Below are 23,972 nucleotides of genomic sequence, written 5' to 3'. Positions count from 1 at the left end.
TCTTGTCGGTGGGCTACTGTGGAGGGATTGGACTGCGCGTCACTCACGCGGCCAACAAGCTGATCAGTCGCCCAGAAGAGTGCTTCGATCTAATGGAACTCAAATAAGACGGGTCTATGCCTTGGATCGGCTTTGATGTCGCTAGTATCGAGAAACAACCCATTGTGGTAATCTCCTACCTTTAATTTGGGGGTTATTGTGATGGAATACTATGATCTCGGTAGCTACAGCCGAAAGATCACAACCTCGTCGGACGAAGCCCAGCTTTGGTTTGATCGTGGTTTGGCTTGGACTTACGCGTACAACCACGAAGAAGCGATTGTTTGCTTTCAGAATGCCGTGGCTGCGGATCCAAATTGCGCAATGGCGCACTGGGGCATCGCGTATTGTATTGGGCCGAACTACAACAAGCCCTGGGAAACATTCGAAGAAGACGAGAAGCCTGACTGTATCGCCTTGGCGAAAGCGTCAATCCAGGCTGCTGCGTCGTTAAAGGACCGGCTGACGCCTGTTGAACGCGCGCTAATCGATGCCATTCCAGCGCGTTATCCATCCTCATCGGATATTGAGGATTTCAGCCCGTGGAATGATGCCTTCGCTGATGCGATGCGAAAGGTTCACTCCGAATTCGATCAGGACCTGGACGTGTCTGCGATTCTGGCCGAGTCGCTCATGAACCGGACACCTTGGCAGCTTTGGGATTTGCCGACCGGAAAGCCCGCCGAAGGGGCCGATACGCTCGAGGCAATATCCGTGCTCGAAAATGCGTTCGATACACTTTACGGAGCATGGGAGCACGCAGGACTATTGCACATGTACATTCACATGATGGAAATGTCGCCCCACCCCGAACGGGCACTGCGTCACGGCGATGTGCTCAGCACGCTGGTGCCCGAGGCCGGGCATTTGTTGCACATGCCGACCCATATCGACGTGTTGTGCGGAGACTACATGAACGTGGTACTGCGCAATCACAAAGCCATATTGGCAGATCGCAAGTTTCTGAAGCGCGAAGGCCCTGACAATTTCTATTCCGTCTATCGGTGCCACAACTATCACTTTAAAATATACGGTGCGATGTTCTTGGGGCAACCATCGGCAGCAATCGAAGCCGCCGATGAGCTGATCGACACCTTGCCGTCAGACACTCTTCGGCCGATGGCGGACTGGTTTGAAGGCTTCATACCAATGAAGCAACATGTGCTGATCAGGTTTGGTCGCTGGCAGGATATTCTCAATCAGGATCTGCCAGAGGATGAAGAGCTTTACAGCGTGACCATTGCCATGATGCGGTACGCAAGGACGGTTGCCTTGGCCAACCTACACAGGGTCGCCGAAGCCGAGAGTGAAAAAGCCATGTTCTATGATGCTCTGGCCAGAGTTCCTGAGACCCGAATGCTGTTCAACAACACATGCCAGGACATTCTGAAGGTCGCTGAGCAAATGATGCTGGGTGAGCTGGCCTATCACGCAGGAGAGTATGAGACGGCCTTTGACCATCTGCGAAAGTCAGTCGAGATCGACGACAACTTGCCATACGACGAGCCCTGGGGCTGGATGCAACCCACCCGTCATGCGCTGGGTGCTCTTCTTCTTGAACAGGGCCAGATGGAGGAAGCCGAAGCTGTTTACCGTGCAGACCTTGGCCTGGATGCAACGCTTAGTCGGGCCTGTCAGCATCCGGGTAACGTCTGGAGCCTGCATGGCCTGCACGAATGTCTCACCAGGCGCGGTGAAACGGTCGAAGCCGCCCACATCAAGCTACAACTGGACAAGGCCACTGCCCGCGCCGAGGTGCCGATCAAGGCATCGTGTTATTGCAGGCAGAAGGCTTTGGCCGCCGAATAATCACTGATCAACAGCAATGGCCGGGCTATTTGCGAGGCCCGCTTCTGCCCTAGACCGGGACTCGTTTAACTTCGTTGATGGCAACCGTCTGGGCGACCACAAGACTGCCAAGCATCGCTTGGATGCCGTTTTGCGGTAAATCAACCGCATGGTAGCATTGCGTAAGATTTGCAGTCGGGGGGCAACATGGTCTTAACATTCGCACAAATGGAAGCTCAGGAAATATCCAAAGCAAATCCGATTTCAGCAACTGACGCGCTGGCAGTACTGATCGAAGACCCCAACGCACTTGTGGTGGACGTGAGGGATAGCGCTGAAATGGCGGCCACAGGTATCAGCCCCAGAGCAATTCCGGCTCCTGGTCGCGCCGTCGCTTGGATGGCAGACCTTGAAAGTGAATACAGATCTCAAGAGTTACAGGATCGTGGAAGGCGAATTTTCACCACCTGTGGCGGCGCTCCTAGTTACCGAGGCGCGGCAGCGGCAAATGTATTGACTGCGATGGGTTTTCAAAACGTACAGTTCATCGATGGAGGGATGGCGGCTCTGATCGCAGCGGGCTCCTCTACAAAGCAGCCTTAAAAAAGGCGAAACCAACGGTGTTGAGCAAACAGAGCAGAGGAGTAAATAGATACGTCTCAGCTTCCAGAGTTGTGTCTCGATACGACTTGCGACTGAGATTTAAGCCAGTTGACGAACACCTTAGCCTCTGGGCGCTGAAATTCTGCTTGAGTCTGGATGTAGTAGACGCCGAAGAGAGGCTCAGAGAACAATTCAATCATCCGGCCAGATGACAGATCGTCCTCGAAAAAAGCTCTGGCAGAATACGTGATACCGTCACCCCGGCGAACCGCAGTCATGATCAGGTTCCCCGGCATGTGATTGATCGTCAATGGCTCGAGAGGTACGACCCCATGATAGGTGAACCAGTCGGCCGCCTCGTTGGTGCCTAGTTCCTGCAACCAAGGCAGCTTTGTCAGAGTGGCCGGGTCATGCAGATCTTGGCCTTCCACAAGTGAAGGTGCTCCGATCACGACCATGTCGGAGACAAGAACAGTATCCTCCTCTTTTCTCGGCATGCGTCTGTCGTGATACCGAATGGCGACATCGATGCCGCCTGGTCTTATCTGAACCAGTTCCGAAGTTGGGTTTAGCATCAAAGTGATCTCTGGATGTTCACGTTGAAACTCTGCCATTCTCGGCAATAGCCACTCCACCGCGAATGCTGGTGACATTGTCACTTGAACGGGGCGCTGCGCTGTGTGTTCTGCCAGTCGTTCGACACCCCTTCCAATAATTTCAAAGCCGATACCCAGTTCACGCGCAAGAATGATGCCTGGCTCTGTCAATTCAATGCTGCGCCCACGTTTAGCAACAAGAGCTATACCCAAGTGCCTTTCCAACGATTTCACCTGCTGGCTGACAGCCGCTTGGGTCACGTTCAAGTGTTCAGCCGCCACGGTGTAACTCCCTGCTTCCGCAACTGCTGAGAAAGCGCGCAAAGCGTTCATCGGGGGAAGGTGCAGCCAGTTCATGCTGTAGATTTTCTAATATTTGGTTAGACTATTTGAGTCGCATGATATCGACATTCTTGACACTATTAACAGTGAAATCTGCTCAGATATTACGAAGTATTGGAGCGGATGCTCTAGTACCGATGTCAACCTAGCCGCATGCCAGGAGATCTTGATACGATGGAAAAACTTCAAGGTGGATGTTACTGTGGTGCTGTTCGTTACCAGATCGCGACACCACCTGTCTGGTCGGGACATTGCCATTGCCGTTCATGTCAAATGGCTCTTGGTGGCGCCTTTGCAACTTGGACTAAGGTAGCCGCCGAAGACTTCGCCGTTATCAAAGGCGAAATCCAACACATTGAGAAAACTCCGGGTATTCGCCGCGGGTTTTGTCGGGACTGTGGAACGACGTTGACCTATGCCGCCCTAAATGAAGTTGAGGGCCAAGACTGGAGCGCTGACGCTTGGTTTTCTGCTGTGACGTTGGACGACCCGTCGATTGCGCAGCCCAAGGCCCACGTGTTCGTATCACATCAGCAGCCATGGATAAAACTCGACGACGGGCTGCCGACGTTTCCCGAGTTTTAATCAACTTTCCGAGCGAACTGAGGAGAAAGCGATGAACACTGTTTATTCATATGCCTGCAAGGATTGCGAGGGCATGGAGGCCTGCCCAGGCAAAGTGATCGCAGCGACCAAAGATGAAGTATGGAAACTCATGGAGCTCCACGCGGTGGTTGCCCATGGAGAAGACCCCAGCTCGTGGGATGCCGACACTCGAGAATATCTGGAAACACTGATAAAGCCCGCGTGATCAAATAAATTAAGCTTCAAGTTCCTACGGGTAATCGGCCAAAATTATCAACTTGGTTTGTTTAACCGCGAAGGGCAGCTTTCCTCCGCAGCTGGGAAATTGCTAGGCCCATTTGTGAGTATCCGGTTTGGGCTGCGGCCTACCGCCAAGGCGCCTAGAAGCGCAAGGCCATCACGAACCCAAATCGGAAACGTGTGAGATTGGTTTCCATCACAAACCATCCTGCTACAGCGAAACCCTGCTTCTATTCAGGCAAACCGGCTAGTCGCAAAGACGCACAGTCTTTCTCCAGCCTTTTTCTGTCAGAGAAAAGTTGAGTATTCGCCCAGTCCGATATGGAAAACTGAGGGCGGTATTTCATCACATTCCGTGCTTCATCGCGAGCGGCCTCAAGGTTCTCCGTCTCTACATGGACGATTACGAGGTCGAGGTGACCAAAGCCTTCAACCCTTTGACCATATTCGGTGAATGCTTTCTTGGCTTCCTCGTATTGACCGTCGAGTCGAAGGGCTAAACCCAGAACGCCTGCGTACCAACCTGGATAGTGAGGGTTCAGGGTAATGGCTTGTTGTGCGACTTGGATCGCTTCATTTGCCTGGCCATTGAAAGCTAGGGTGATTGACAGTCTGGCAGCCACGTCAGCGTGGTTTGGATTCAGCGCTAGTGCCTCGTTGAACTTCTCGATAGCCGAAACCAGCTTGCCATCGATTGCATCCGCAAAACCCGCAATAGCGTGAGCCTCTGGGTTGTAGCTGTCTATTTCCAGAGCCCGCTGAGCGCAGTCACGAGCCTCCGCTAGCGCGGCACGCCGGTCAGCAACAAATCCATGTCGTGCTTCGACAGTGCAAATGAATCCCAAAGTACAATACGGAGCCGAGTAACCCGGGTCGAGTGCAATTGCCCGTTGTGCAAATCGGCGAGCGTCGGCCTGAGCTTCCCTGGTAATTCTGCGCGAAGCCTCAACGGCCTTTAGTTGAGCAGTCCACGCGCCTAGGTTATTTGTGCCGGATCCTCTGAAACGAGCCATTTCTCCCGCCAACAGTTCGACTTGAAGCTCGGTTGCAATCCTAAGTGCGATTTCATCCTGAACTTCGAATACATCTTCAATGAGGCGATCATAGCGGTCTGCCCAAATATGCATGCCGGACTTTGCATCGATTAGTTGTGCTGTGATCCTCACCCGGTTACCGCTTTGACGGACACTTCCCTCAAGAACAAGATCGACACCCTGCTCCAGACCGACCTGTTTCACGTCAACGGAGCGACCTTTGTAGACGAATGTAGAGTTACGCGCGACGACCAGTAAATTCGGGAGTTTTGATAAAGTGGTGATGATCTCTTCGGTAATTCCATCTGCAAAAAACTCCTGATCGGGGTCAGAAGAAAGATTATCGAAAGGTAAGACACCGATTAGCAGAGACTTTGTATGGCTAGCCGGAGTTACTCGCGGTGGGGCAGAACCTGGCGGCGACCATTGGAAAACTTCTATTGGTGACGGCGCGTTCTTAAACTGTCGCTCTCCAGCGCGATAAAATTGCTCAGCGAGGCGCTCGTCAAGGCTGCGATGGACGACATCTGAAATTAACACAGCCCCTTCGTTGGAAGCCTCTTGTAGACGTGCAGACAGATTGATGCCATCGCCGAAAATGTCATCGTCGTCGAATACGACATCTCCAAGATGCACGCCCACTCGTAGTTTCAATGAGGACTGAGTTGACACCTGGCTTTGAAGATCAAGGGCGCATCGTACTGCATCAGATACCGAGTTAAACTCGACTATCCATCCATCACCCATCCTTTTAACGACATTACCTCGATGATCGCTAACCAAAGGATCAAATAACTCTCGACGTAGAACACGAAGTTCGCTGAGAGTCCTATTTTCATCTGCCTTAATCTGGCCTGAGTAGTTTACTACATCGGCCGAGAGTACTGCGGAAAGTCTGCGGTCTCCATTCATGTCTATTGGTAGCGCAAATTACGCTGCTTGGAAAAGACAACATGATTTTCTGAACGTCGCGCATGTCCTAGTGAATGGCTTAGTGCAAAACTGAAAAGCGTGACTGTGAATGTCTGCTTCGGGCTGCCATCAGCCAATCCGCACACCGCAGAGAATGACTATTTCGAGCGTCGATGCAACAATCGCATCAGGCCATGCAAATGAAGCGGTATGTCAATAACCGACGTTCATCCAGAGCAAGAAGTTGGTTCTGAACCATATCGCTGGCGATGTCCCCAAAGAGAATCTGTGTCGTAACAGGCATGGTGCTCTTAGACTTGGGCTTCGAAATTCTCGCCTTAAGCCATTCAAAACTTTCAGTCGTCGAGTCTTCTTCATCCAATACCTTAAAACCCGCATCTTGCAGAAAGCCGACCATTTCTTTCGGGGTTGCGAGATAACTGATCGAGGCGTCCATAGCCCATGGCGTCGGATAAACGACGTCACCACCTTCGCCCTGTAGAATGTCATAAATTCCAAATCGTGCTCCCGGCTTCAGGACACGGTGGGCCTCTTTGTACACCGCAAGCTTGTCCGGGATGTTCATTGCAACGTGGACAGTTACCGCGCCATCAAAACTGCTGTCCGAAAATGAGAGTTTTGTCGCATCTCCCTGAATAAACGTGGTTTGTTCATTGAGACCGACCCAATCGGAAATAGTTTTGGCTGCGTCGCAAAACTCTTGCGTCAGATCTATGCCTGAAAAAACTTCGAGCGACCCAGAAGCTTAGAGGCGATTTTCGGATAGGATACTGTTCTGCCAATTGACCGCTTTTGGCTCGGTGCAGACGTTCGCAGAGTTTTCACTAATGACCGCACTGCGGACGAAGCCGCCAATCGGTCTCTTAGTGCAAGAGGTCGCAATCGGCCCTTAGCGGACTCTTGGGTCACACACCGGGAACGGCAGTTTTCGGAAACACAGCAAGTCGGCAAGTTGAGCTACATACGCTGAACACGCAGGTTTCTGTTCATCAAGCCGCAGACTGTTGTAACCAGGCAGGTCAATTCACTGCCTGACCAGGCACCGCTTCGACAACCGGCACGGACGCCGGGCATCGGGAATGCGCGCCGAAAGTCATTGCGGGTCAAAGATTGATCCGCAGCCTCAGGCCGAACACGGTCGGGTCCTGATCGTTGAAGCCCGGGTTGATCAGGTGCTGGACATCCGCCGTCAGGGCGACATTGTCCGACAGGTCCAACCGGTAGAAGGCTTCCATCGTCGTCTGGGTGTCGAGTGTTTCATCCACCGGGGCAGCGACCGTTGCGCCGAACCCGAACAGGTCGTCATAGAGGCCCGGCCGCCATAAAAGACCGGCATTGGCCGCACGCCGGGCGATCGGCGCCTCCCCCTCCGACCAGCCGAAACGTCCGTAGATCATGAACTCCTCGTTTATCGTGTGGTTGGCTGACAGGATCGCCCCGTAACTTTCCGGCAGGCCCGCCTCTGCGCGTTCGTCGACGTGAAACACGCCGAGGTGAACGTTGGTTAGAAAACGCTTCGAGCGTTCGGGGGTCCATCCGATCTCGGCGTATTTGTAGAATTCGGGGCCACCGGGGAACCACTCGACATCGGTCAGCGAGCCGTTCGCGTCCGACAAGACACCGAGGGCATAGATCTGGTCGGTCAGGAAACCGCCCCCCGCGATTCCGAAGCCGGGATCGGGGAGCGGCAGGACCGGGCTGAACAGGATCGAGAAATTGGAAAACGTGGTGCGTGGGTTCACGTAGCCGAGGATGTCCGAGTAGTCTCCCGGATCGATCCGGCCGGCCACGAAGCCGGCCCGCCCGCCGGCGAGAGTCTGGGACCAGTAGGCGACGGAGAGGGTCGTGTCGGTGTCACTGAAAGTCGTTGCGGTGACGCCCGCATAGCCGATCTCTCCGGCAAGCCCTCCGGGCGCAATGTCTGTGCCAAGCAGGTGGCGGTTCTCCAATGAGAAGACAAGTTGCCCGGGGTTTTCACCACCGCGGTTGAGCAGCGTCCACTGGCCAAGAATGCGGGCCTGGCCCAAAGCGGCTTCTTCGATATCGGTCAGGCTCTCGGTCGCAGACTGATAATAGGCCTGGTAATCGAAGGAAAGGTTCAGGCCGGTGCGTTCGGCAAAGCTTTGTCGCGATGCCTCCAAGGGGTCCAATGCGGCATCCAGCCCCGGCCAGCGAGAGTCCTGCAACCGTCGGATCCGGTCCTGCTCCAGTTGGGCCTGCGTGGAGGCCGGGCCACCCAGCGAGACTGCGGCGGCGGCCTCCAGGGCGGAGGGTGGCGGGCTTTCCTGCGCGATGGCTCCGGTTGAGACCCAGAAGCCAGCAACGATGACCGTACCGAGAAGCCTTGCCTGTCCCATGTCAGTTCTCTCTTGTTGCTTTTGGTTTTCTTCGGCCTGTTTATGCAAGTATCGCCAGAACCACATCCCGACCGGACTAGAGAACCAAGGCCGACAAGGTGGCGGTAATCATGGCGGGCACGCCGTCTTTCCATGTGTCCCAGATCAGGTGGCAGCCGATTGCGCCAAGCGACGTGCCCAGAAGGGCGGCGGCCCCGAGCGGCCCGAGCAGGCTGCCCTGAAACCAGATCGCCACCGCCCCAAACAGCTCGACGACCCCGACAAGCGCCATGATCTGACGATTCAGCCCGTATTTGACGAACATCGCCAGTTGCGTTTCGAAGATGAGTTTCTGCCAGCCAAGGATCTTGATCGAACTGGCGAACAAGAAGAACGCGGACAGCAGGCCAATTGCGATCATCAACATGAGTGTCGCCGGCCCCTGCGGGCATGGTTGAATATCATCTGGTGTTCCATTCCCTGTTCGTCCCCTGCTCGGGCGATCAATTGACCGCCCAACGCAACACTTTCGCAGCCTTGGAGAAGACCTACCCGCCCCAGTTGGCCTCGTAGACGCGCATGAGGTTTTCGCCCATCAACGCGCGGATCTCGGCCTCGCTCCAACCATGCTCGTCTTCCAGAACCTGCGCGACAGCCCAGGCATCGGCGGGCGGCGCCATTTGCGTCGGCAGGCCATAGCCCTGCGCCGGCGGGTATTTCTCCGGGTTGCTGATGATCGGACCGAGGGCGACACCGTAGTTCTCCACGTAGTCAACACCGAAACATGTCGCCTGCTTGCCGACCATCTGGCCGATATAGTCGATATGCTTGGCTATCGCCTTGGGGGTGGCGTCCCCTTGCGGATTCAGGAAGCCGCCAAGGAAATTGACACACACCACGCCGCCGGTTGCCGCAACCGCGCGGATGGCCGCGTCCGTGACGTTTCGGAAATTGCCAAAGAGCGCATCAGAGTTGCTGTGAGAGATCATCATCGGCTTCGCGGTGATCTCGGCGGCGTCAAGGCAGGTCTGCCAGGAGGAATGCGAGCAATCGACGATCATGCCAACACGGTTCATCTCGGCGACGACCTTGTAGCCCAACTCGGTCACGCCGTTATCGGGAATAGCCGGATCGTTGGCGACCATGCCGGCGGAATAGGCGCCGGTCTGGTTGTAGCTGAAGTTCATCTGCCGGATGCCGAGATCCCAGTATCTTTGGACGTTTTCGAGGTTCTCATCCAGCATGTCCATGCTCTGGGAATTGAGCATGATCGCGACCTTTCCGGCAGCCTTGGCATCCCGCAGATCCTGAACGGTCGTGGCAATCACGAAGCGCTCAGCGTTCTCCTCGACCCATTTCTGCATCACGTCGATACGTTCCAGCACCGCGAGCGCGCCTTCCGAGCCGTTCGAAATTGTCGTGCTGAAGGCCGCGAACCCGGACCCCTCGTAATGATCCGCAAGGCTCTCCCAATCCTTCAGCAGGAAAGCAATACTCTCGAACCCCGGCGATCCGACCGCCAACGCGTCGATCATGAAGGCGTCGGCATAGCGCTCCCGATATGCCAGATCGCCCCTACGCGCCTCATCGCCGCGCGGGTCGGCCATCTCGACCAGTTTTTCGATGCGGGCGGCGATCTCCTCGTCGCTTGGCGCGGATTGAGCAATTGCCGGGCCACCCAGAACCACCACTGCAAGAGCAAGCCCTGTTGTTCGTTTCATTGTGTCGTCCTCTCCGTCGTCTTTCGGTTACTTGAGATCGTCCTGCGCCTTGATCTCCTGCACCCGCTCGAGGGCTTCGGCCATGTCGGCGCTGCTCATCAACTCGATCATCTGGTATTCGGTCAGCAGCCCGTCGCCGAGGCGGCTGACATAAAAGGCCTGGATGAAGGTCGGGTCGTCCGGAAGGGCCACGGTGATGTAGTTCTTCCCGTTCCCCAGCCCCCAGTAGTAGCTCAGAAGCTCTCCACCGAGCGCCTCGATCCCACCTTTCACCGAGGCCGCGCGGTCTCCGGGATTGGCGATCTGCATCTCCCAGGCGGCGCTGTTGGAAGTGCCGATGAACAGAAAGGTGCGCATGTTTGCAGCGTCTTCGGCGGTGGCCATCGAGCCGCAGAGGGCCATGAGAGTACCAAAGGCGAGATGTTTCACAGTCTGTCCTTTCCCGGATACTTGTGTCGGATGAAAACGCGGGGCGGACGAGGGAGACCGCCCCGTGTTCACCTCAGTCCAGCGTGTTCTTGTAGATCACGCCGTCCTTCATGATGACCTTCAGGTTGGGATCAGGATCGGCCAGAAGCAGGATGTCTTCGAGCGGGTTGCCATCGACCAGCAGGAGATCCGCGTAAGCGCCTTCCTCGACCACGCCGAGCGGGCCATCCTGGTACGGGTTGTTCAGGCCCGTAAGCCGGTTCATGCGGGCGCCGTTCGATGTGGCCATCCGCAGAATGTCAAAGGGTTTGAACTTGGCCTCGTGCAGGTATTTGAACTCGTCGTTCATTTTCTTGTCCTGCTCAAGTGTCTGGTCCCAGTTGTTGATGAGATCGGTGCCTAGCGTGTAGAGGTCGATCATGCCCGGTGTCGTCTGGATCACCTCGATCATGTTGGCGGCGGCGTCACGGACGCTCTTCCATTTGGCGAACGAGGCTGGCGTATAAAACGCCTCTGCCTGCTCGGTTGAAACCGAGTAGACCGGTGCTACCGCAGTTGCGAACATGACTTGTTTGTCGACCATCTCTTCGGCCACTTCGGCAGTCAGAAACGGGATGTGCTCGACGGTTTTTGCCCCGTTGTCGATACAGTTGCGGATCGCCTGTTCGGTGAACACGTGGCAGGTCACGTAGGTGCCCCATTGCTCGGCCGTTTTCACCGCCATCTGGATTTCGTCGTCTTGATATTGCAGTGAATGCAGAGGGTCGAATTCCGAGGTCACACCACCGCTGACCATGATCTTGATCTGGGTTGCGCCGCGGCGCAGGTTCTCGCGCACGGCCATGCGGATCTGCTCCGGGCCATCCGCGATGAAGCTCATATCCGTGTCGACCCAATGCAATGGACCTTGCCCCGACAGGGTAGGATGCCGGTCGTTCAGCTTACGGAAATCGGCATGGCCCGATGTCTGCGTGATGAAAGCCTCGGAAGAATAGATCCTCGGGCCGGGGAACATGCCGGTATCGATGATCCGCGCGATGGACTTTGCCGGTCCGCCCAGATCGCGAACCGTCGTGAATCCGTTCATCAGGATGCGTTCGGACCGGATCGTTGCGACGCCGCCAAGATGGAAGGGCGTGATGTTCTGGCGCAACCCGTCGCTGAGCGGGTTGAAAACCGTAAGGTGCACATGCTGGTCGTGCATCCCCGGCATGAGCGTGCGCCCGCCGCCGTCAATCATGGTTGCGTTGGGCGCTTCGATCCCGTCCGTCGAAATCTCCTTGATCAGGTTGCCTTCGACCAGAACGCTGGCGTTTTCGATCCGCGCCTCGTTCACGCCGTCAAAAACATGGACATTGGTGAACAGGGTCTGCGGCAGCGCTTCGTCCTGCGCAAAGGACATGCCTGCGGCGAGCGTCACCACTCCCGCCAGCAATGTGGACTTGAAAATATGCTTCATGAGTTTGCCCCTCCGGAAGGTTGACGGCGGGGCCAGCGCCCCGCCGAAACGTTCAGTCCAGCGTGTTCTTGTAGAACTTGCCGTCCTTCATGATCACGCGAATGCTCGGCACCTCCTGCCCGCGCGGTTCGGCATCAAACCATGTATCGACAGCGCCGATGGCCGTGATGTCTTCGAGCGGGTTTCCGTCAACGATGAGGATATCGGCATAGGCGCCTTCTTCGATTACGCCGAGCTTGCCTTCGGGATAGGGGTTTCCGCGTCCCGTCAGCGCGGCCAGCTCGCCGCCATTCGAGGTCATCATCTGCAAGGCCCAGAGGTTGCCGAACTCACGCGCCATGAAAGCCTTGGTGAAGTCCATCGACTGCCGGTACGACACACCGGTCAGCAGCACGTAGTCGGAATCGAACACCATCTTCGGCTTGTACTTCCGCACCAGATCAAACAACTGCTCGCTGTTTTTCCGCAACCACAGGAACTTCGCCGTCGGCGGGAAGGTCGGGTCCTGATGCATCGGATGCTCCAGCGCCTCGGGCGCCAGCGCGGTCAAGTTGGGCGAGAAGAATGCCCCCTTTTCCACCAGCTTCTGCATGGTCGGCTCCGTGATGGTCAGGCCGTGATCCACCACCTTGACCCCGAGATCGAGCGCGCGCGACAGGTCGCTGTCCATGAAGACATGCATGGCGACATAGGAGTCCATGTCCCCGGCCACCTCGACGGCTGCGGAGATCTCCGCGTCAGTAAAGGCGGACTGGTAGATCGGGTCCTTGATAGAGGTCACACCGCCGCTGACCATGATCTTGAGGTAGTTGGCCCCAAGCGCAAAGTTACGCCGCGCGCCGTGGAGTACTTCGGCAGGGCCGTCGACAAGCCGCGTGATCTCCAGACGTTCAAGATTGCTTTCGTTCTTGCGCTGCCCGGCGATCCCCCAGTCGCCGTGACCACCGGTCTGGCTGAGGCAGGCACCGGATGAGTAGATCCGTGGTCCGGGAAGCGAACCCTCGTCGATTACCGCACGAAGTCCACCATGTGCACCGCACATGTCGCGCACCGTTGTGAAGCCCATCGCCAGCATTTCCTGCGCAAAGGCCGCAGAACGTGCGCCGATCTCTTCCCAAGTCGTGTCCTGAAGGCCCGGGATCGTGCCATCCTTGTACATATTCACATGCACATGGCTGTCGATCAGGCCCGGCATCAAGGTGCGTCCGCCGCCGTCGATCACATTGACCTCGACCTCTTTGGTCTCGATTCCGCGTTCGGTCTGGACAGTGAAAGAATAGCCGTCGATACCGCCAACAGGGTCGGGCAGGCGCTTGCTTCCGCCTGTCTGTACCTGGACCTCCCATGTCCCGGATTCGGGAATGCCCTCTGCAATCTTGTGAATCTTGTTCTTGACGACGAGCACGTCGACATCTTTCAAGCCGTCATTCACCCCGTCGAAGACCATCACGTTTTTGAACAGCGTGACCTCTGATGGAATGTTGGGGATATCCTGCGCAATAGCGGTGGTCGTCAACGCAACTGCCATGGACATGGCCGGCAGCAACGCCTTCAGGTTGAGTGTTGTCATTCGGTGTCCTCCCAAGGGTCGGTCTTCCTGCGGACCGGTCCTCCCACTATGCACATGTGCCCCGAGATTCTTTTGACCCGCTGATCCCGTGGTGCGTTTTTCTGACCCGATCCGGTCAATTTCAGCCAATTTCTGCTTGGCCTTCAGGCGCGCGCGCCCGTAGCGTGGTGGAGAGCGAAAGGGTGATGTGGATGCCGCAAGGAGAACAAAAGGACGGATTGTCCCTCGTGCGTGCTACGGTTCTCGGTCCGGTCGTGGCGATGATGCGGCGGCTCGATGTGGACCCCGCCTTCGCGCTTGGGCTGCATGGTCTGTGCGAGGAACAGGTCCTGAACCCGGCCGCCTTCATCCCGCATGACACGGTCTATGCAGCGCTGACCACTATCGCCGATGTGACACGGCCAGATATCTGCGCATTGGCTGGGCAACAGACAGACCTGTTGAACTTCCTGCCGCGTGGCGCGCTCCTCGGCCAGTCGGTGACCCTTGGCGATTTCTTCACCCGGTTCACCCAGATCGTCTCGAAGGAAAGCAACGCGGTGTCCTTCCGGCTCGTGATCGAGGAGGAACACGCCTACTTCACCACCAGCCGCAACTTCGAACCCGAGGCGTCGCCGAGCCATTCGGACGCCTTTCTCGTTGGGATCTGGATCTCCCTGCTGCACCGCGTTCTCGACTTCAGATGGGATCCAACCCAGGTTGTTCTGCGCCTGTGTGACCCGACCCTATTGCCGGAGCAGTTTCATGGCGTGCGGGGCATCAAGTGCAACAACAGGGGATTCTCGATCCGCTTTCCGGTGGCCTGGTTGTCGCTTCCAATCAACCCCGAGGTCCTCGCGAACCACGACAATGATATCGAAGAACCGGTTCAGGTCGATGTGCCCCTGGACTACCTCGAAGGCTTCGAAATTCTCGTGCGGTCAAGGCTGTCCGATCCGGCGCTGACGGTGAGCGAGGCCGCCCGGATGTGCAGCATCACCACCAAGGTGCTCAACAAGCGCTTGTCCTCCTACGGGACAACGGCTTCCAAGGTGATCAACAGACTCCGGATGGAACGGGCCTCGGAGTTGCTCACCGGGTCTGATCACTCGATCAAAGAGATTGCCCAATTGGTCGGCTTATCCGAAACATCGGCCCTGACCCGTGCTTTCACGCGGAACTTCGGCATGTCCCCGAAAGATTGGCGCAAGAAGGAGGCACAAGAGGCCCAAATTGCCGGTGCGCCTGCAGATTAGCCTGACCCCGCTGCGACTTTTCAGCTACCGAAATCTCTTGGGACCTCGGTCGCCCAAGGTAATGCCGAAGAGATGCATGAACCGGCGAGCCCTTCGCCGGGAGCAATCGATGGGAAAGGAGACCTCCGTGCTATCCGCAGCGAACTTCCGTTTGCCGCCCTTAGCGACAAATGCTGCACTTAATTTCTAAGTCGCCTTCGGGCTCAGTGCGGTCGCTCAGAAAAATTCAGTGAACGACCGGTGTGCGGGACAAAGCAGTCTTTCGTAGAATCTCTGAAGACGAAGATGCAAATGCGTGATAGCTCCAGATTATGGCCACGACATCTGCGCGAAATCGACCATCCATCCCTTATGCATTTGCCGTTTTTGGTGTTCTTTTTGCTTCAATCTGTTTCGGCCTGGTTCCCTTCTTCAGCCGCAGCCTAACCGAACAGGGCGTTGCACCCTATGCGGTCGCATTCTACCGCTACATTGTTGCGGCCCTTCTTCTGCTTCCTGTTCTCATTGTGCATCGAAAAGAATGGCGAGAGATCATTTGGGGTCTCTCCGCCGGAGCCGTAATGGGGCTTGGTTGGATCGGATATGTAACGGCGCTGGAGACGCTGCCCGCATCGACAGTAGGTGTGCTCTACATGACCTATCCGGTGTTCACCTTAGTTATTGCTTGGGCTGTGTTTGGCGATGCACCCACGCGACGCGCCATGTTGGCCGCTGGTCTGATTGTGGTGGCAGCCGTTATTGCTGGCTCGCCTGCGTCAGTGGCTGCGGAACACCTACCAACGCTGCTGCTATCCCTTGCTGCCCCATTTGGGTTTGGCTTCGGAATCTGCGTCCTGGTACACAGGTTGTCGCGGATTGCGCCGTTGGCACGTATCGCGTCAGTTTCTCTGGGGTCTGTTCTTGGCCTCGCCCCGCTCATCCTAGGTGCTGAGGTTGGAGAGCTTCTCCCAAGCGAACAATCCGACTGGCTTTTCATTGTTGGTATTGGTCTGGTGACCGCTTTCGTGCCTCAGCTCATCTACACGATTTGCTCGCCTGTTATTGGAGCTTCCCAAACTGCGGTCGTCGGAAGTATCGAATTACCCACGATGTTTGCCGTGGGATATCTTGCTTTTGGCGAAGCCATCTCTTTTCCTCAAGCTTTTGCATGTGCCTTAGTGCTGGGCGCAATTGCGATCACAAGAAGTAAAAAGACGCGCACCGTATCGACCGTGCTTACAAAATCACCGAGGCGGTAGCATAGGGCTCGGCGCTGCCGTTCTCTGAGGTAAGCATCACTGGCTGCTTGCTGCCCGAAGCGGGTAGCGAACGTTATGTGTTAAAGGACCGACGTTGACCGGCGGAAGATGTCGGTCCATTTTTGTTGTAGTGAACTCTCGTTTAGCAAAGGACCTCCGGATTATGAGGTACTTTATGATCGTTGCAGGCATGAGCATTTCTTCGGTTGCAACGATATCTGTGGCCGATGAGTTTTCGAACCTTGGCAAAGACCTCTTTGTTGAGCATTGCGCCAGATGTCACGGGCTCGATGCATCTGGAAAAGGACCTGACGCAGCTGATTTGAAAACAGTGCCTGCTGACTTAACAAAGATTTCCGAACGCAGAGGGGGTGTGTGGCCCATGTTGGAGGTCATGTCGATCTTGGACGGTTATTTGAAAGTTCAAGAACCTCGCGATGACATGCCTATAATCACCGAATTGAATGACGCCCCTACTGTCGAATTCGATACGGGGAATGGTTTGGTTACGCGTATTCCTTCCAGACTTATCGATATTGCTGAGTATTTGGAGAGTATTCAGTCTCCGAAGCCGGAACGATATGTTCCGTGAAGGTCTGCTCCGCATTTGTGTACGCTAAAGAGTGCTGCGTTGGGCGGTTTCCGTAGTCGCCAAGAAGCAACGAATATGAGGATCGCGTTGTGGACGATGCCGTCGCGGTTTTGCCTAGCTTGCTTCAATATCAGGACTCGCGCTTCACAGCGGTCTAATCCAAGACTTCTTGTAACACTTCACCGCTCGCACCATTAGGACGTGCCGTGCTCAATAATGCAGAAAGTGTGGATGCGAGAGCAGTCGTGCAAACACGGCGTGCGACCCGTTGCGGTTTTAAGTTCGTTCCAGCAAAGATAATCGGCACATGTGTGTCACCGCGCCACGGTGACCCGTGGGTGGATGTGACGGACAGACCATCGAAGTCTGCGATGAACCAGCCGGGTTTGAAGACTACGTATATGTTCCCGGATCGGGTGGGGTGGTAGTTGTTGCGGACCAAGCGCATGATGTCGGTATCGGGTAGGAGGTTTGCTTCGATAGCCGTACTGGGGACGGCGAATGCCACATCGGGAAAGGATAGAAGCTCTTCTGCAATAGCTGACTCCAGCGTGGGTAAATCAATATCACTGCGAGCCAATACTTCGGGGGCGATATTGAGATAGGGGTGATTATAACCTTCAAGCAATTTCCCGGTGATCCCAAACCGCTCCTTAAGCTTGGCTATCTGTTCCGTCGGGTCCCATGTGTCCGGAGCAACAAGGCCAGTTCGGATGCCAACACTCTCCAAATAGCCCGGCGCATCGGTGGTGCCGTGGTCCGCCGATAGAACGGTCAAAACGTTTTCCAGCCCAATCCGTTCGTCGATAAACGCGAAGAGATTCATGAGAGTCTGATCGAGGCGGTATATCGTGTCCTCGGCTTCAAGACTGGAGGGGCCAAACACATGGTTGACGTAATCCACGGACGAGAAGCTAATCGCCAGATAATCCGTTACCGCGTCTTGCCCGATATCCTCGGCAGCAATCAATCGTTTGGCAAATTGCGCCGTCAGATCGTCGCCAGCGGGGCTAAGCGTTAAAAAGGTCGTAAAGTAGGGATTTTCCAGCGGGTCAAACCCATTTTGCGTCGAAGAATAGCGATGAGGAAAGGTTATGCCGAACCCGGCGACATCCGTCTCCCATGGTTGGTTGTCGCGGTCGCCAAAGAGATAGGCTTCCTTTGGGTGCATCAACTCCCAAGAGGTTCCTTCAAAGGAGGCGCTCGGCGATGCGTCATTCCATGAGGAAACCCAATCCGGGTATTTGTCGTAGTAATAGGAGCTTGTGACAAAACGATTTGCGGCTTTTGAGAACCAGAAGGCTTTGCCGCTTTGTCCCGCCATTGTAATAGCCCCACGATCTTTGATTGAAACTCCAAAGACCTTGGCCGCGCCAGCAGTGGAAGCGCTTAACTCGTCCGAAAGCGTCGTAACAAGCATGGCGCGTGGTGACCGCCCATCTGTGCCAGCTGCCGCCTGTGTTGGGTCAATTTCAATATCGTCATTGACGCCAGCGCCATCTCCAAGAAGCGGAGCGGTGCTGTCTTCAACGTTGTAGACAACGCGGTCCAAGGTTCTGTCGAACCAAATGTTTCCGATCATCCCGTGCACTGCCGGTGTTGCCCCGGTCGCCAATGTGGCGTGCCCGACAACCGTCTCTGTATTGGCATGGCAATGATGGGCGTCCACATAGTGTACACCGTTTTTTAGTAAATACTTAAGGCCACCCTCCCCAAGATTCTCAAAGTAGCGTGTCGGCAGATCGCCCCGAAACGCGTCAACGGTCAGCTGCAAAACGAGACGAGGAGGTTCTTGCGCATACGCAGGAGCGATTGAAACCAACCACAAAGACAAACAAGCTCTTAGTGTTTTGGTCATAGTGCTTCCTTTCGCTGTATTGCACAGCAGGTTGGCGGCGACCGCAATTGCGCGTTAGAACACCCGTTTCAATACCATACTGATAATAAAAACGCTTCAAGTCTACTTCTTCCGACCTATCGCGAAAGAGCCTGCAACACCCAAACCGGTGTTCATACAAACAAATTCTTGGAACTGAGGTGCCCGGATCGGTTTTGATCCAAAACAAGGCTTTGAGTCTTTTGAGACACTAAACTCTGCGCCAGAAACCCTGTTTCAGGTGAAACGCTATGACCAAAAACCCATCGGTTTTTCTTATTTTGGCTGGTTTAGTAATTGCTGGTGCGTTGCTGTATGTCGTTGTTGCCGAGGATGACGATGAATTGCCGGTCGGATTTGTGCAAGGAAACGGGCGGGTTGAAGCGGAACAAGTCGAAATAGCACCAACTAATGCAGGTCGGGTTGCGAAGGTAACGGCAACAGAGGGCAGTATGGTTGCAGCCGGTCAAATCCTGGCCGAAATGGACATAGATGAGCTATCTGCCGCCCTGGACCGGGCTAGAGCCGAGGTAGCCTTGGCAAATCAGACAAGGGCCGAAGCAGAAGCGCTCGTTGTGCAACGCGAAAGCGAACAGCGCAGGGCCGAGCAAGAGCTTGATCGTGCCACGGCGTTGCTGGCAGGACAAAACATCTCCAAAACTATTTTTGAAGATCGCGATACCACTCATAAGGTTGCTACAGCAGTATTGGGCGCCGCCAAAGCCCGAGTTGCAACCGCGGAAAGCCGTATTGCTGCCGCTGAGGCGGAAGCTCGCAGGATTGAGGCACAGATTGAAGACAGCGCTCTAGTGGCACCTTTGCCCGGACGCGTGCTTTACCGGCTTGCAGAACCCGGAGAGGTCGTTGGCGCAGGCGAACCAATCCTGACTATTCTTGGCCTTGAGAATGTTTACATGGAAGTTTTTCTTCCGGCGCGTGAAGCCGGACTTTTGCCCATTGGAGCTGAGGCTCGCATCGTACTCGACGCCTTGCCGGAATATGCGATACCTGCATACGTGAGCTTTGTTTCTCCCGAGGCACAATTCACCCCCAAACAGGTCGAGACCCTCGATGAGCGAGAGCAACTGGTTTTTCGCGTTCGCGTCCGTATCCCAATAGACTTGGTTGAAAGTCGGATTGAGCACGTCAAAACCGGTCTGCGCGGTGTCGCCGTGATCCGGCTGAACCCAGCCGCTGCTTGGCCTGAGGCGCTTGAACAACGCATCCCAGAAGAGCTGTTCGAATGAGAGTAGAGGATGACGCCTGCGATATTCACATTTCAGGTGTTACGCACCGTTATCGCAAGCATGTTGCATTGGATTCTGTTTCGTTGGAACTGCCAAGCGGCCAGCTTGTTGGCTTTGTCGGGCCGGATGGGGTGGGAAAGTCTACACTGCTTGGTTTGATCACCGGCGCAAAGAAACTGCAATCCGGAAATATCGACGTTTTAGGCGGCCCGATTGGCAATTCTGGCCATCGACACAGCATTTGCCCAGCCATCGCTTTCATGCCGCAAGGGCTGGGTCGAAACCTGTATCCGGAGCTATCTGTACGCGAGAACCTCGAGTTCTTCTCAGGTCTCTTTGCTCAAGGGTATTCAGAGCGGGATGACCGTATCGCAGCGCTATTGGCTGCGACAGGGCTTGCGCAGTTTGAAGACCGTCTGATGGGCAAGCTCTCGGGTGGGATGAAGCAAAAACTAGGTCTTTGCTGTGCGTTAATCCATGACCCCAAACTTTTGGTTTTGGATGAGCCAACGACCGGGGTCGACCCGTTGTCGCGTCGGCAGTTCTGGGCTTTGATTGATGCAATCCGAGCAAAAAGCCCTGAACTGTCGGTATTGGTTTCAACGGCGTACATGGAAGAAGCCGTGGGTTTTGACCGGATTGTCGCGATGGACGCGGGTCAAGTCATCTTTCATGGGAAGCCCGCCGAATTGAAAGGGAGTGATGTCGACCTCGAAATTGCATATCGGCGTCTGAGAGCGCGGGAGTTGCCTGTCGAACCGGCGGGGAAAAACAAAACGAATGGGCAGATCGAAGCAAGCCCAGTGATAGTTGCGCGTGGATTGACACGAAGCTTTGGTGATTTCACGGCCGTAGACAACGTCGACTTCACAATCAATCGCGGAGAGATATTCGGGTTTCTAGGATCAAACGGTTGCGGCAAATCCACGACAATGAAGATGCTGACTGGCTTGTTACCATCCAGCTCAGGTGAAGCACTGCTGTTTGGCAACCCTGTCGATGCATATGACCGCAAAATGAGGCGTGAAATAGGCTACATGAGCCAGGCCTTTTCCTTGTATGGCGAGTTGTCGGTCCATCAGAACCTACAATTGCATGCGCGGATATTTGCAATTGCCGACCGAGAACAACGTGTTTCGGAACTCACTGAGCGCTTTGGGCTCGAGGAGCACCGTCATACGTTGGCGACGGCACTGCCCCTGGGGATCAAACAGCGACTGTCGCTAGCCGTAGCTGTGATCCACCGTCCGAGAGTGCTAATACTCGACGAACCAACATCCGGTGTGGATCCAGAGGCGCGCGATTCCTTCTGGGACTTGCTGATTGAGCTCTCTCGAAATGAGTCGGTTACGATCTTTGTTTCCACTCATTTCATGGGTGAGGCGGAACGCTGTGATCGCGTTTCTTTTATGCATGCTGGTAGAGTTCTAGCCGAAGGTACTCCGGCTGAACTGATCGCTGTTGAAGGGGCGGAAAACCTTGAAGACGCCTTCATTTCGATATTGGAAGCAGCAGAAAAACCAGTCTCTGTTGTCGCGCCAGAGGTGGGTTTTGGGACCAAATCCCACGCCGGGGGAGGAGCGTTTTCTCGTGTATTGGCATATGCGCGGCGCGAAACCGTTGAAGTAGCTCGTGACCCGGTGCGTCTGGCTTTCGCGTTTCTGGGTTCTGCTATTCTAATGTTGGTTTTTTGCTTTGGAATTACGCTGGATATCGATGAGCTTGAATTCGCGGTACTTGACCTTTCTCAGGGGCCGGAGAGTCGTGCTTATTCGGCTGAATTCGCTGGATCGTCCTACTTTAAAGCCACATCGCCGCTGCAAAGCGCCAGCGAAGGGCGCGACCGTCTGGTGGCAGGTGAGGTCTCTCTGGTTGTTGAGTTGCCACCTGACTTTGACCGAAAGATGAGTACGGGTGAACCGACCCAGATACTTGCAACTGTAGACGGCGCTATCCCATTTAAGGGTGAGACGGTTGAAGGCTATGTTTCCGGATTGCACCAATCATTTCTAGAGGAATATGCCCTTAACAACGGCAAAAGCCAGATAGATATCGCCAGGATCGAACCCCGGTTTCGCTACAATCAGAGCTTTGAAAGCATCGCCGCGATGGCTCCGGCAATGCCTGCTATCCTGCTGATTATGCTGCCAGCTGTTTTGACTGCCGTAAGCGTAGCAAGGGAACGAGAGCTGGGGTCAGTTGTCAATTTCTACGTGACACCAACCACGCGGCTTGAATTTCTAATTGGCAAACAAATTCCGTACATTTTGATCGCCTACGCAAATTTTCTGCTTTTGGCCGGAATGACCGTTTTTCTTTTCGGGGTGCCGTTAAAAGGAAATCCTTTCCCTTTGGCTGTTGGTGCCCTTCTTTACGTTTGGGCAACAACATCCTACGGGTTGTTGATCGCTACAATGACATCCAGTCAGGTGGCCGCCACATTTGCAACTGCCATCGCCTCAGTTGTCCCAACAATTCAGTTCTCAGGTCTGTTGCAACCTGTTTCAACACTTGAAGGAGGCGCACAAGTGCTGGGCTCTCTTTGGCCTTCCTCATATTTCCTACACCTAAACGTTGGTGCCTTCACTAAAGGTTTGGGTTGGGAAGCCCTTGCGCCAGACATTCTGGCCCTCGCCTGCTTCGGACCCGTTCTGACACTGATCGCAGCCCTATGCCTTCGGGCGCAGGAGAAGTGAATGCAGCGCTTCTACTGCATATTCTGGCTAGGCTTGAAGGAAGTGATGAGCCTGCGCCGTGATTGGGTGATGATGGCATTGTTGGTTTGGTCTTTCACGCTGGCCCCGATCATGGAAGCAACGGGAGTGGCAAGTTCTATAAACAACGCCTCGATAGCGTTTGCGGATGAAGACGACTCGCCACTTTCTCGAGCACTTGCCACAGCGTTTTTCCCACCAGAGTTCCAACCGGTCGTCCAAATCGAACCCGGAAAAGGACCTGCGTACATGGATGCTGGGCGCTTTATTTTCGTTGTGGCTGTGCCCCCCGGATTCGAAAAGGATCTGCGCGCAGGGCGCAGTCCGGGGATTCAAGTTCTTATTGACGCAACCGCCATGGAACAGGCCGGTATTGGTGCAAACTACATCACCAGTATCTTGAGCGCTGAAATACATCGCTATGCAATTGGTATCGATCTAGTAGATGCTCCCTCAATCAGTGTCATTCTAAGAAGCGCCTTCAACCCAAACAGAGACACCGTACGTTTTGCTGGTATCGTTGCTTTGATCGGCCAGATCATGTGGCTCACAACTATATTGACCGGAGCGGCAATGATTAGAGAGCGAGAGCACGGGACCATTGAACATCTCCTTGCCATGCCGCTTGCTCCATTTGACATTGCCATTGCCAAAATTTGGGCGAATGCAGCAGTGGTTTTGGTCGCGGCTGGTCTTTCACTAACCTTTGTGATGCAGGGTTCTTTGGGCATCAGTATCGCTGGATCCAAGATGTTGTTTTTGGTTGGCACGGCGTTGTTTCTTTTTACTGCGACGGCGCTTGGGGTGTTTCTGGCAACCATTGCGCGCTCTATGGCGCAGTTCGCGCTTCTGGTCATGTTGATTGTGTTGCCAATGCTAATGCTGTCAGGTGGAGAGACCCCAATTGAAGGTCAGCCAGCGTGGTTGCAGGCAGGTACTTTGGTTTTGCCGTCACGCCATTACATGTCAGCAAGTCAGGCTATTGTTTTCAAAGGCGCTGGTATTGAGACTGTCTGGCCGGAATTCGTTTGGATGACGTTTTTAGGAATTGCTTTGTTACTAATGAGCCTACGGCTTTTTCGGCGTTCTCTTGCTCAGATCAGCTAGCGCTCTAATCTGTTGGCTGTGACAGATTGGAGCGCTAGCTGATCTGCCTCAGAAGAAAGTTTGGAAATCTGCTCGGCAGAGGTCAGGGCATTAGCGACTGTATGAGCGTTAGCCAAAATACCTCAAGTCATGTTCGTACTATACGCGCCGACGGCTGGATTGCGATGCAATCGAGGTTTTCAAGGGCTATAGTCGCAAACTCAAAGGTTTGTAATGAAAGTGTGGATACCTTCTGCATCAAATGGGCAAGTCCAAGGCCGTCATCCGAGAAAACAAGCCGCATGAGAC

At 54.9% G+C, this 23,972-nt stretch carries 20 protein-coding genes; 10 read left to right on the top strand and 10 right to left on the bottom strand.

Features of this window, described 5'->3' with window-relative positions:
• Positions 1-201: 201 nt before the first annotated feature.
• Both AC2TAD_RS15140 and AC2TAD_RS15135 read left to right on the top strand, forming a co-directional pair.
• On the top strand, positions 202-1,848 hold the full coding sequence (locus AC2TAD_RS15140) for a tetratricopeptide repeat protein (protein WP_170650160.1): 1,647 nt from the start codon (positions 202-204) through the stop codon (positions 1,846-1,848).
• 186 nt (positions 1,849-2,034) lie between these two features.
• Positions 2,035-2,430 (top strand): rhodanese-like domain-containing protein, encoded by a 396-nt coding sequence (locus AC2TAD_RS15135; protein ID WP_170594474.1) that lies wholly within the window; start codon positions 2,035-2,037, stop codon positions 2,428-2,430.
• A gap of 56 nt (positions 2,431-2,486) precedes the next feature.
• On the opposite strand, the gene AC2TAD_RS15130 is transcribed toward AC2TAD_RS15135, so the two are convergent.
• Positions 2,487-3,383 carry a LysR family transcriptional regulator gene (locus AC2TAD_RS15130; RefSeq protein ID WP_480868660.1) on the bottom strand — a complete coding sequence of 299 codons (897 nt, stop codon included), beginning with the start codon at positions 3,381-3,383 and terminating at the stop codon, positions 2,487-2,489.
• Positions 3,384-3,542: 159 nt separating this feature from the next.
• Here AC2TAD_RS15130 and AC2TAD_RS15125 point away from each other — a divergent pair, with 159 nt between their 5' ends.
• Together AC2TAD_RS15125 and AC2TAD_RS15120 are read left to right on the top strand one after the other, a co-directional pair.
• Positions 3,543-3,953, top strand: coding sequence for a GFA family protein (locus AC2TAD_RS15125; protein ID WP_170527591.1), 411 nt, complete (start codon positions 3,543-3,545; stop codon positions 3,951-3,953).
• A 31-nt stretch (positions 3,954-3,984) separates the two neighbouring features.
• Positions 3,985-4,179 (top strand): DUF1059 domain-containing protein, encoded by a 195-nt coding sequence (locus tag AC2TAD_RS15120; protein ID WP_170352236.1) that lies wholly within the window; start codon positions 3,985-3,987, stop codon positions 4,177-4,179.
• 244 nt (positions 4,180-4,423) lie between these two features.
• Here AC2TAD_RS15120 and AC2TAD_RS15115 read toward each other — a convergent pair whose 3' ends face one another.
• The 8 genes from AC2TAD_RS15115 to AC2TAD_RS15080 all read right to left on the bottom strand — a co-directional run bounded on the left by AC2TAD_RS15115 (position 4,424) and on the right by AC2TAD_RS15080 (position 13,675).
• A complete protein-coding gene (locus AC2TAD_RS15115; protein ID WP_480868659.1) occupies positions 4,424-6,139 on the bottom strand; it encodes an adenylate/guanylate cyclase domain-containing protein in 1,716 nt (571 codons plus the stop codon).
• A 187-nt stretch (positions 6,140-6,326) separates the two neighbouring features.
• Positions 6,327-6,875: a class I SAM-dependent methyltransferase gene (locus tag AC2TAD_RS15110; RefSeq protein ID WP_480868773.1), complete on the bottom strand. Its 549-nt coding sequence runs from the start codon at positions 6,873-6,875 to the stop codon at positions 6,327-6,329.
• A gap of 388 nt (positions 6,876-7,263) precedes the next feature.
• Complete coding sequence (locus tag AC2TAD_RS15105; RefSeq protein ID WP_170356699.1) at positions 7,264-8,517, bottom strand: carbohydrate porin; 1,254 nt, start codon at positions 8,515-8,517, stop codon at positions 7,264-7,266.
• Positions 8,518-8,593: 76 nt separating this feature from the next.
• The gene (locus AC2TAD_RS15100) at positions 8,594-8,923 is read right to left on the bottom strand and encodes a DoxX family protein (RefSeq protein ID WP_170356698.1); all 330 of its coding nucleotides are present in this window, start codon (positions 8,921-8,923) and stop codon (positions 8,594-8,596) included.
• A gap of 121 nt (positions 8,924-9,044) precedes the next feature.
• Positions 9,045-10,217: a dipeptidase gene (locus tag AC2TAD_RS15095; protein ID WP_170356697.1), complete on the bottom strand. Its 1,173-nt coding sequence runs from the start codon at positions 10,215-10,217 to the stop codon at positions 9,045-9,047.
• A 27-nt stretch (positions 10,218-10,244) separates the two neighbouring features.
• A complete protein-coding gene (locus AC2TAD_RS15090) occupies positions 10,245-10,646 on the bottom strand; it encodes a hypothetical protein (protein WP_170356696.1) in 402 nt (133 codons plus the stop codon).
• A 73-nt stretch (positions 10,647-10,719) separates the two neighbouring features.
• Positions 10,720-12,105 (bottom strand): metal-dependent hydrolase family protein, encoded by a 1,386-nt coding sequence (locus AC2TAD_RS15085; RefSeq protein ID WP_170356695.1) that lies wholly within the window; start codon positions 12,103-12,105, stop codon positions 10,720-10,722.
• 52 nt (positions 12,106-12,157) lie between these two features.
• Entirely contained in the window at positions 12,158-13,675 is a 1,518-nt protein-coding gene (locus tag AC2TAD_RS15080) for a metal-dependent hydrolase family protein (protein WP_480868656.1), read from the bottom strand.
• Positions 13,676-13,866: 191 nt separating this feature from the next.
• On the opposite strand from AC2TAD_RS15080, the gene AC2TAD_RS15075 reads away from it, so the two are divergent.
• From AC2TAD_RS15075 to AC2TAD_RS15065, 3 genes are all read left to right on the top strand, one after another.
• Entirely contained in the window at positions 13,867-14,910 is a 1,044-nt protein-coding gene (locus AC2TAD_RS15075) for a helix-turn-helix domain-containing protein (RefSeq protein ID WP_170356693.1), read from the top strand.
• A 311-nt stretch (positions 14,911-15,221) separates the two neighbouring features.
• Positions 15,222-16,148 carry a DMT family transporter gene (locus AC2TAD_RS15070; RefSeq protein ID WP_480868654.1) on the top strand — a complete coding sequence of 309 codons (927 nt, stop codon included), beginning with the start codon at positions 15,222-15,224 and terminating at the stop codon, positions 16,146-16,148.
• A gap of 175 nt (positions 16,149-16,323) precedes the next feature.
• Positions 16,324-16,740, top strand: coding sequence for a c-type cytochrome (locus tag AC2TAD_RS15065; protein WP_480868652.1), 417 nt, complete (start codon positions 16,324-16,326; stop codon positions 16,738-16,740).
• Between the two features lie 154 nt (positions 16,741-16,894).
• Here the strand turns inward: AC2TAD_RS15065 and AC2TAD_RS15060 are convergent, their stop codons facing one another.
• The gene (locus tag AC2TAD_RS15060) at positions 16,895-18,598 is read right to left on the bottom strand and encodes an alkaline phosphatase family protein (RefSeq protein ID WP_480713906.1); all 1,704 of its coding nucleotides are present in this window, start codon (positions 18,596-18,598) and stop codon (positions 16,895-16,897) included.
• Between the two features lie 269 nt (positions 18,599-18,867).
• On the opposite strand from AC2TAD_RS15060, the gene AC2TAD_RS15055 reads away from it, so the two are divergent.
• From AC2TAD_RS15055 to AC2TAD_RS15045, 3 genes are read left to right on the top strand one after another with little or no spacing between them, the layout of a single operon-like run.
• A complete protein-coding gene (locus AC2TAD_RS15055) occupies positions 18,868-19,863 on the top strand; it encodes an HlyD family secretion protein (protein WP_480713905.1) in 996 nt (331 codons plus the stop codon).
• Entirely contained in the window at positions 19,860-22,559 is a 2,700-nt protein-coding gene (gene rbbA, locus AC2TAD_RS15050) for a ribosome-associated ATPase/putative transporter RbbA (RefSeq protein WP_480868650.1), read from the top strand. The genes AC2TAD_RS15055 and rbbA overlap by 4 nt, the downstream gene beginning before the upstream one ends.
• On the top strand, positions 22,560-23,684 hold the full coding sequence (locus AC2TAD_RS15045; protein WP_480868648.1) for an ABC transporter permease: 1,125 nt from the start codon (positions 22,560-22,562) through the stop codon (positions 23,682-23,684). It begins immediately after the preceding gene.
• Positions 23,685-23,972: the final 288 nt, after the last annotated feature.

It is taken from the genome of Ruegeria sp. HKCCD7628, assembly GCF_057221005.1.
This window is presented reverse-complemented; position numbering and strand designations above follow the sequence as displayed.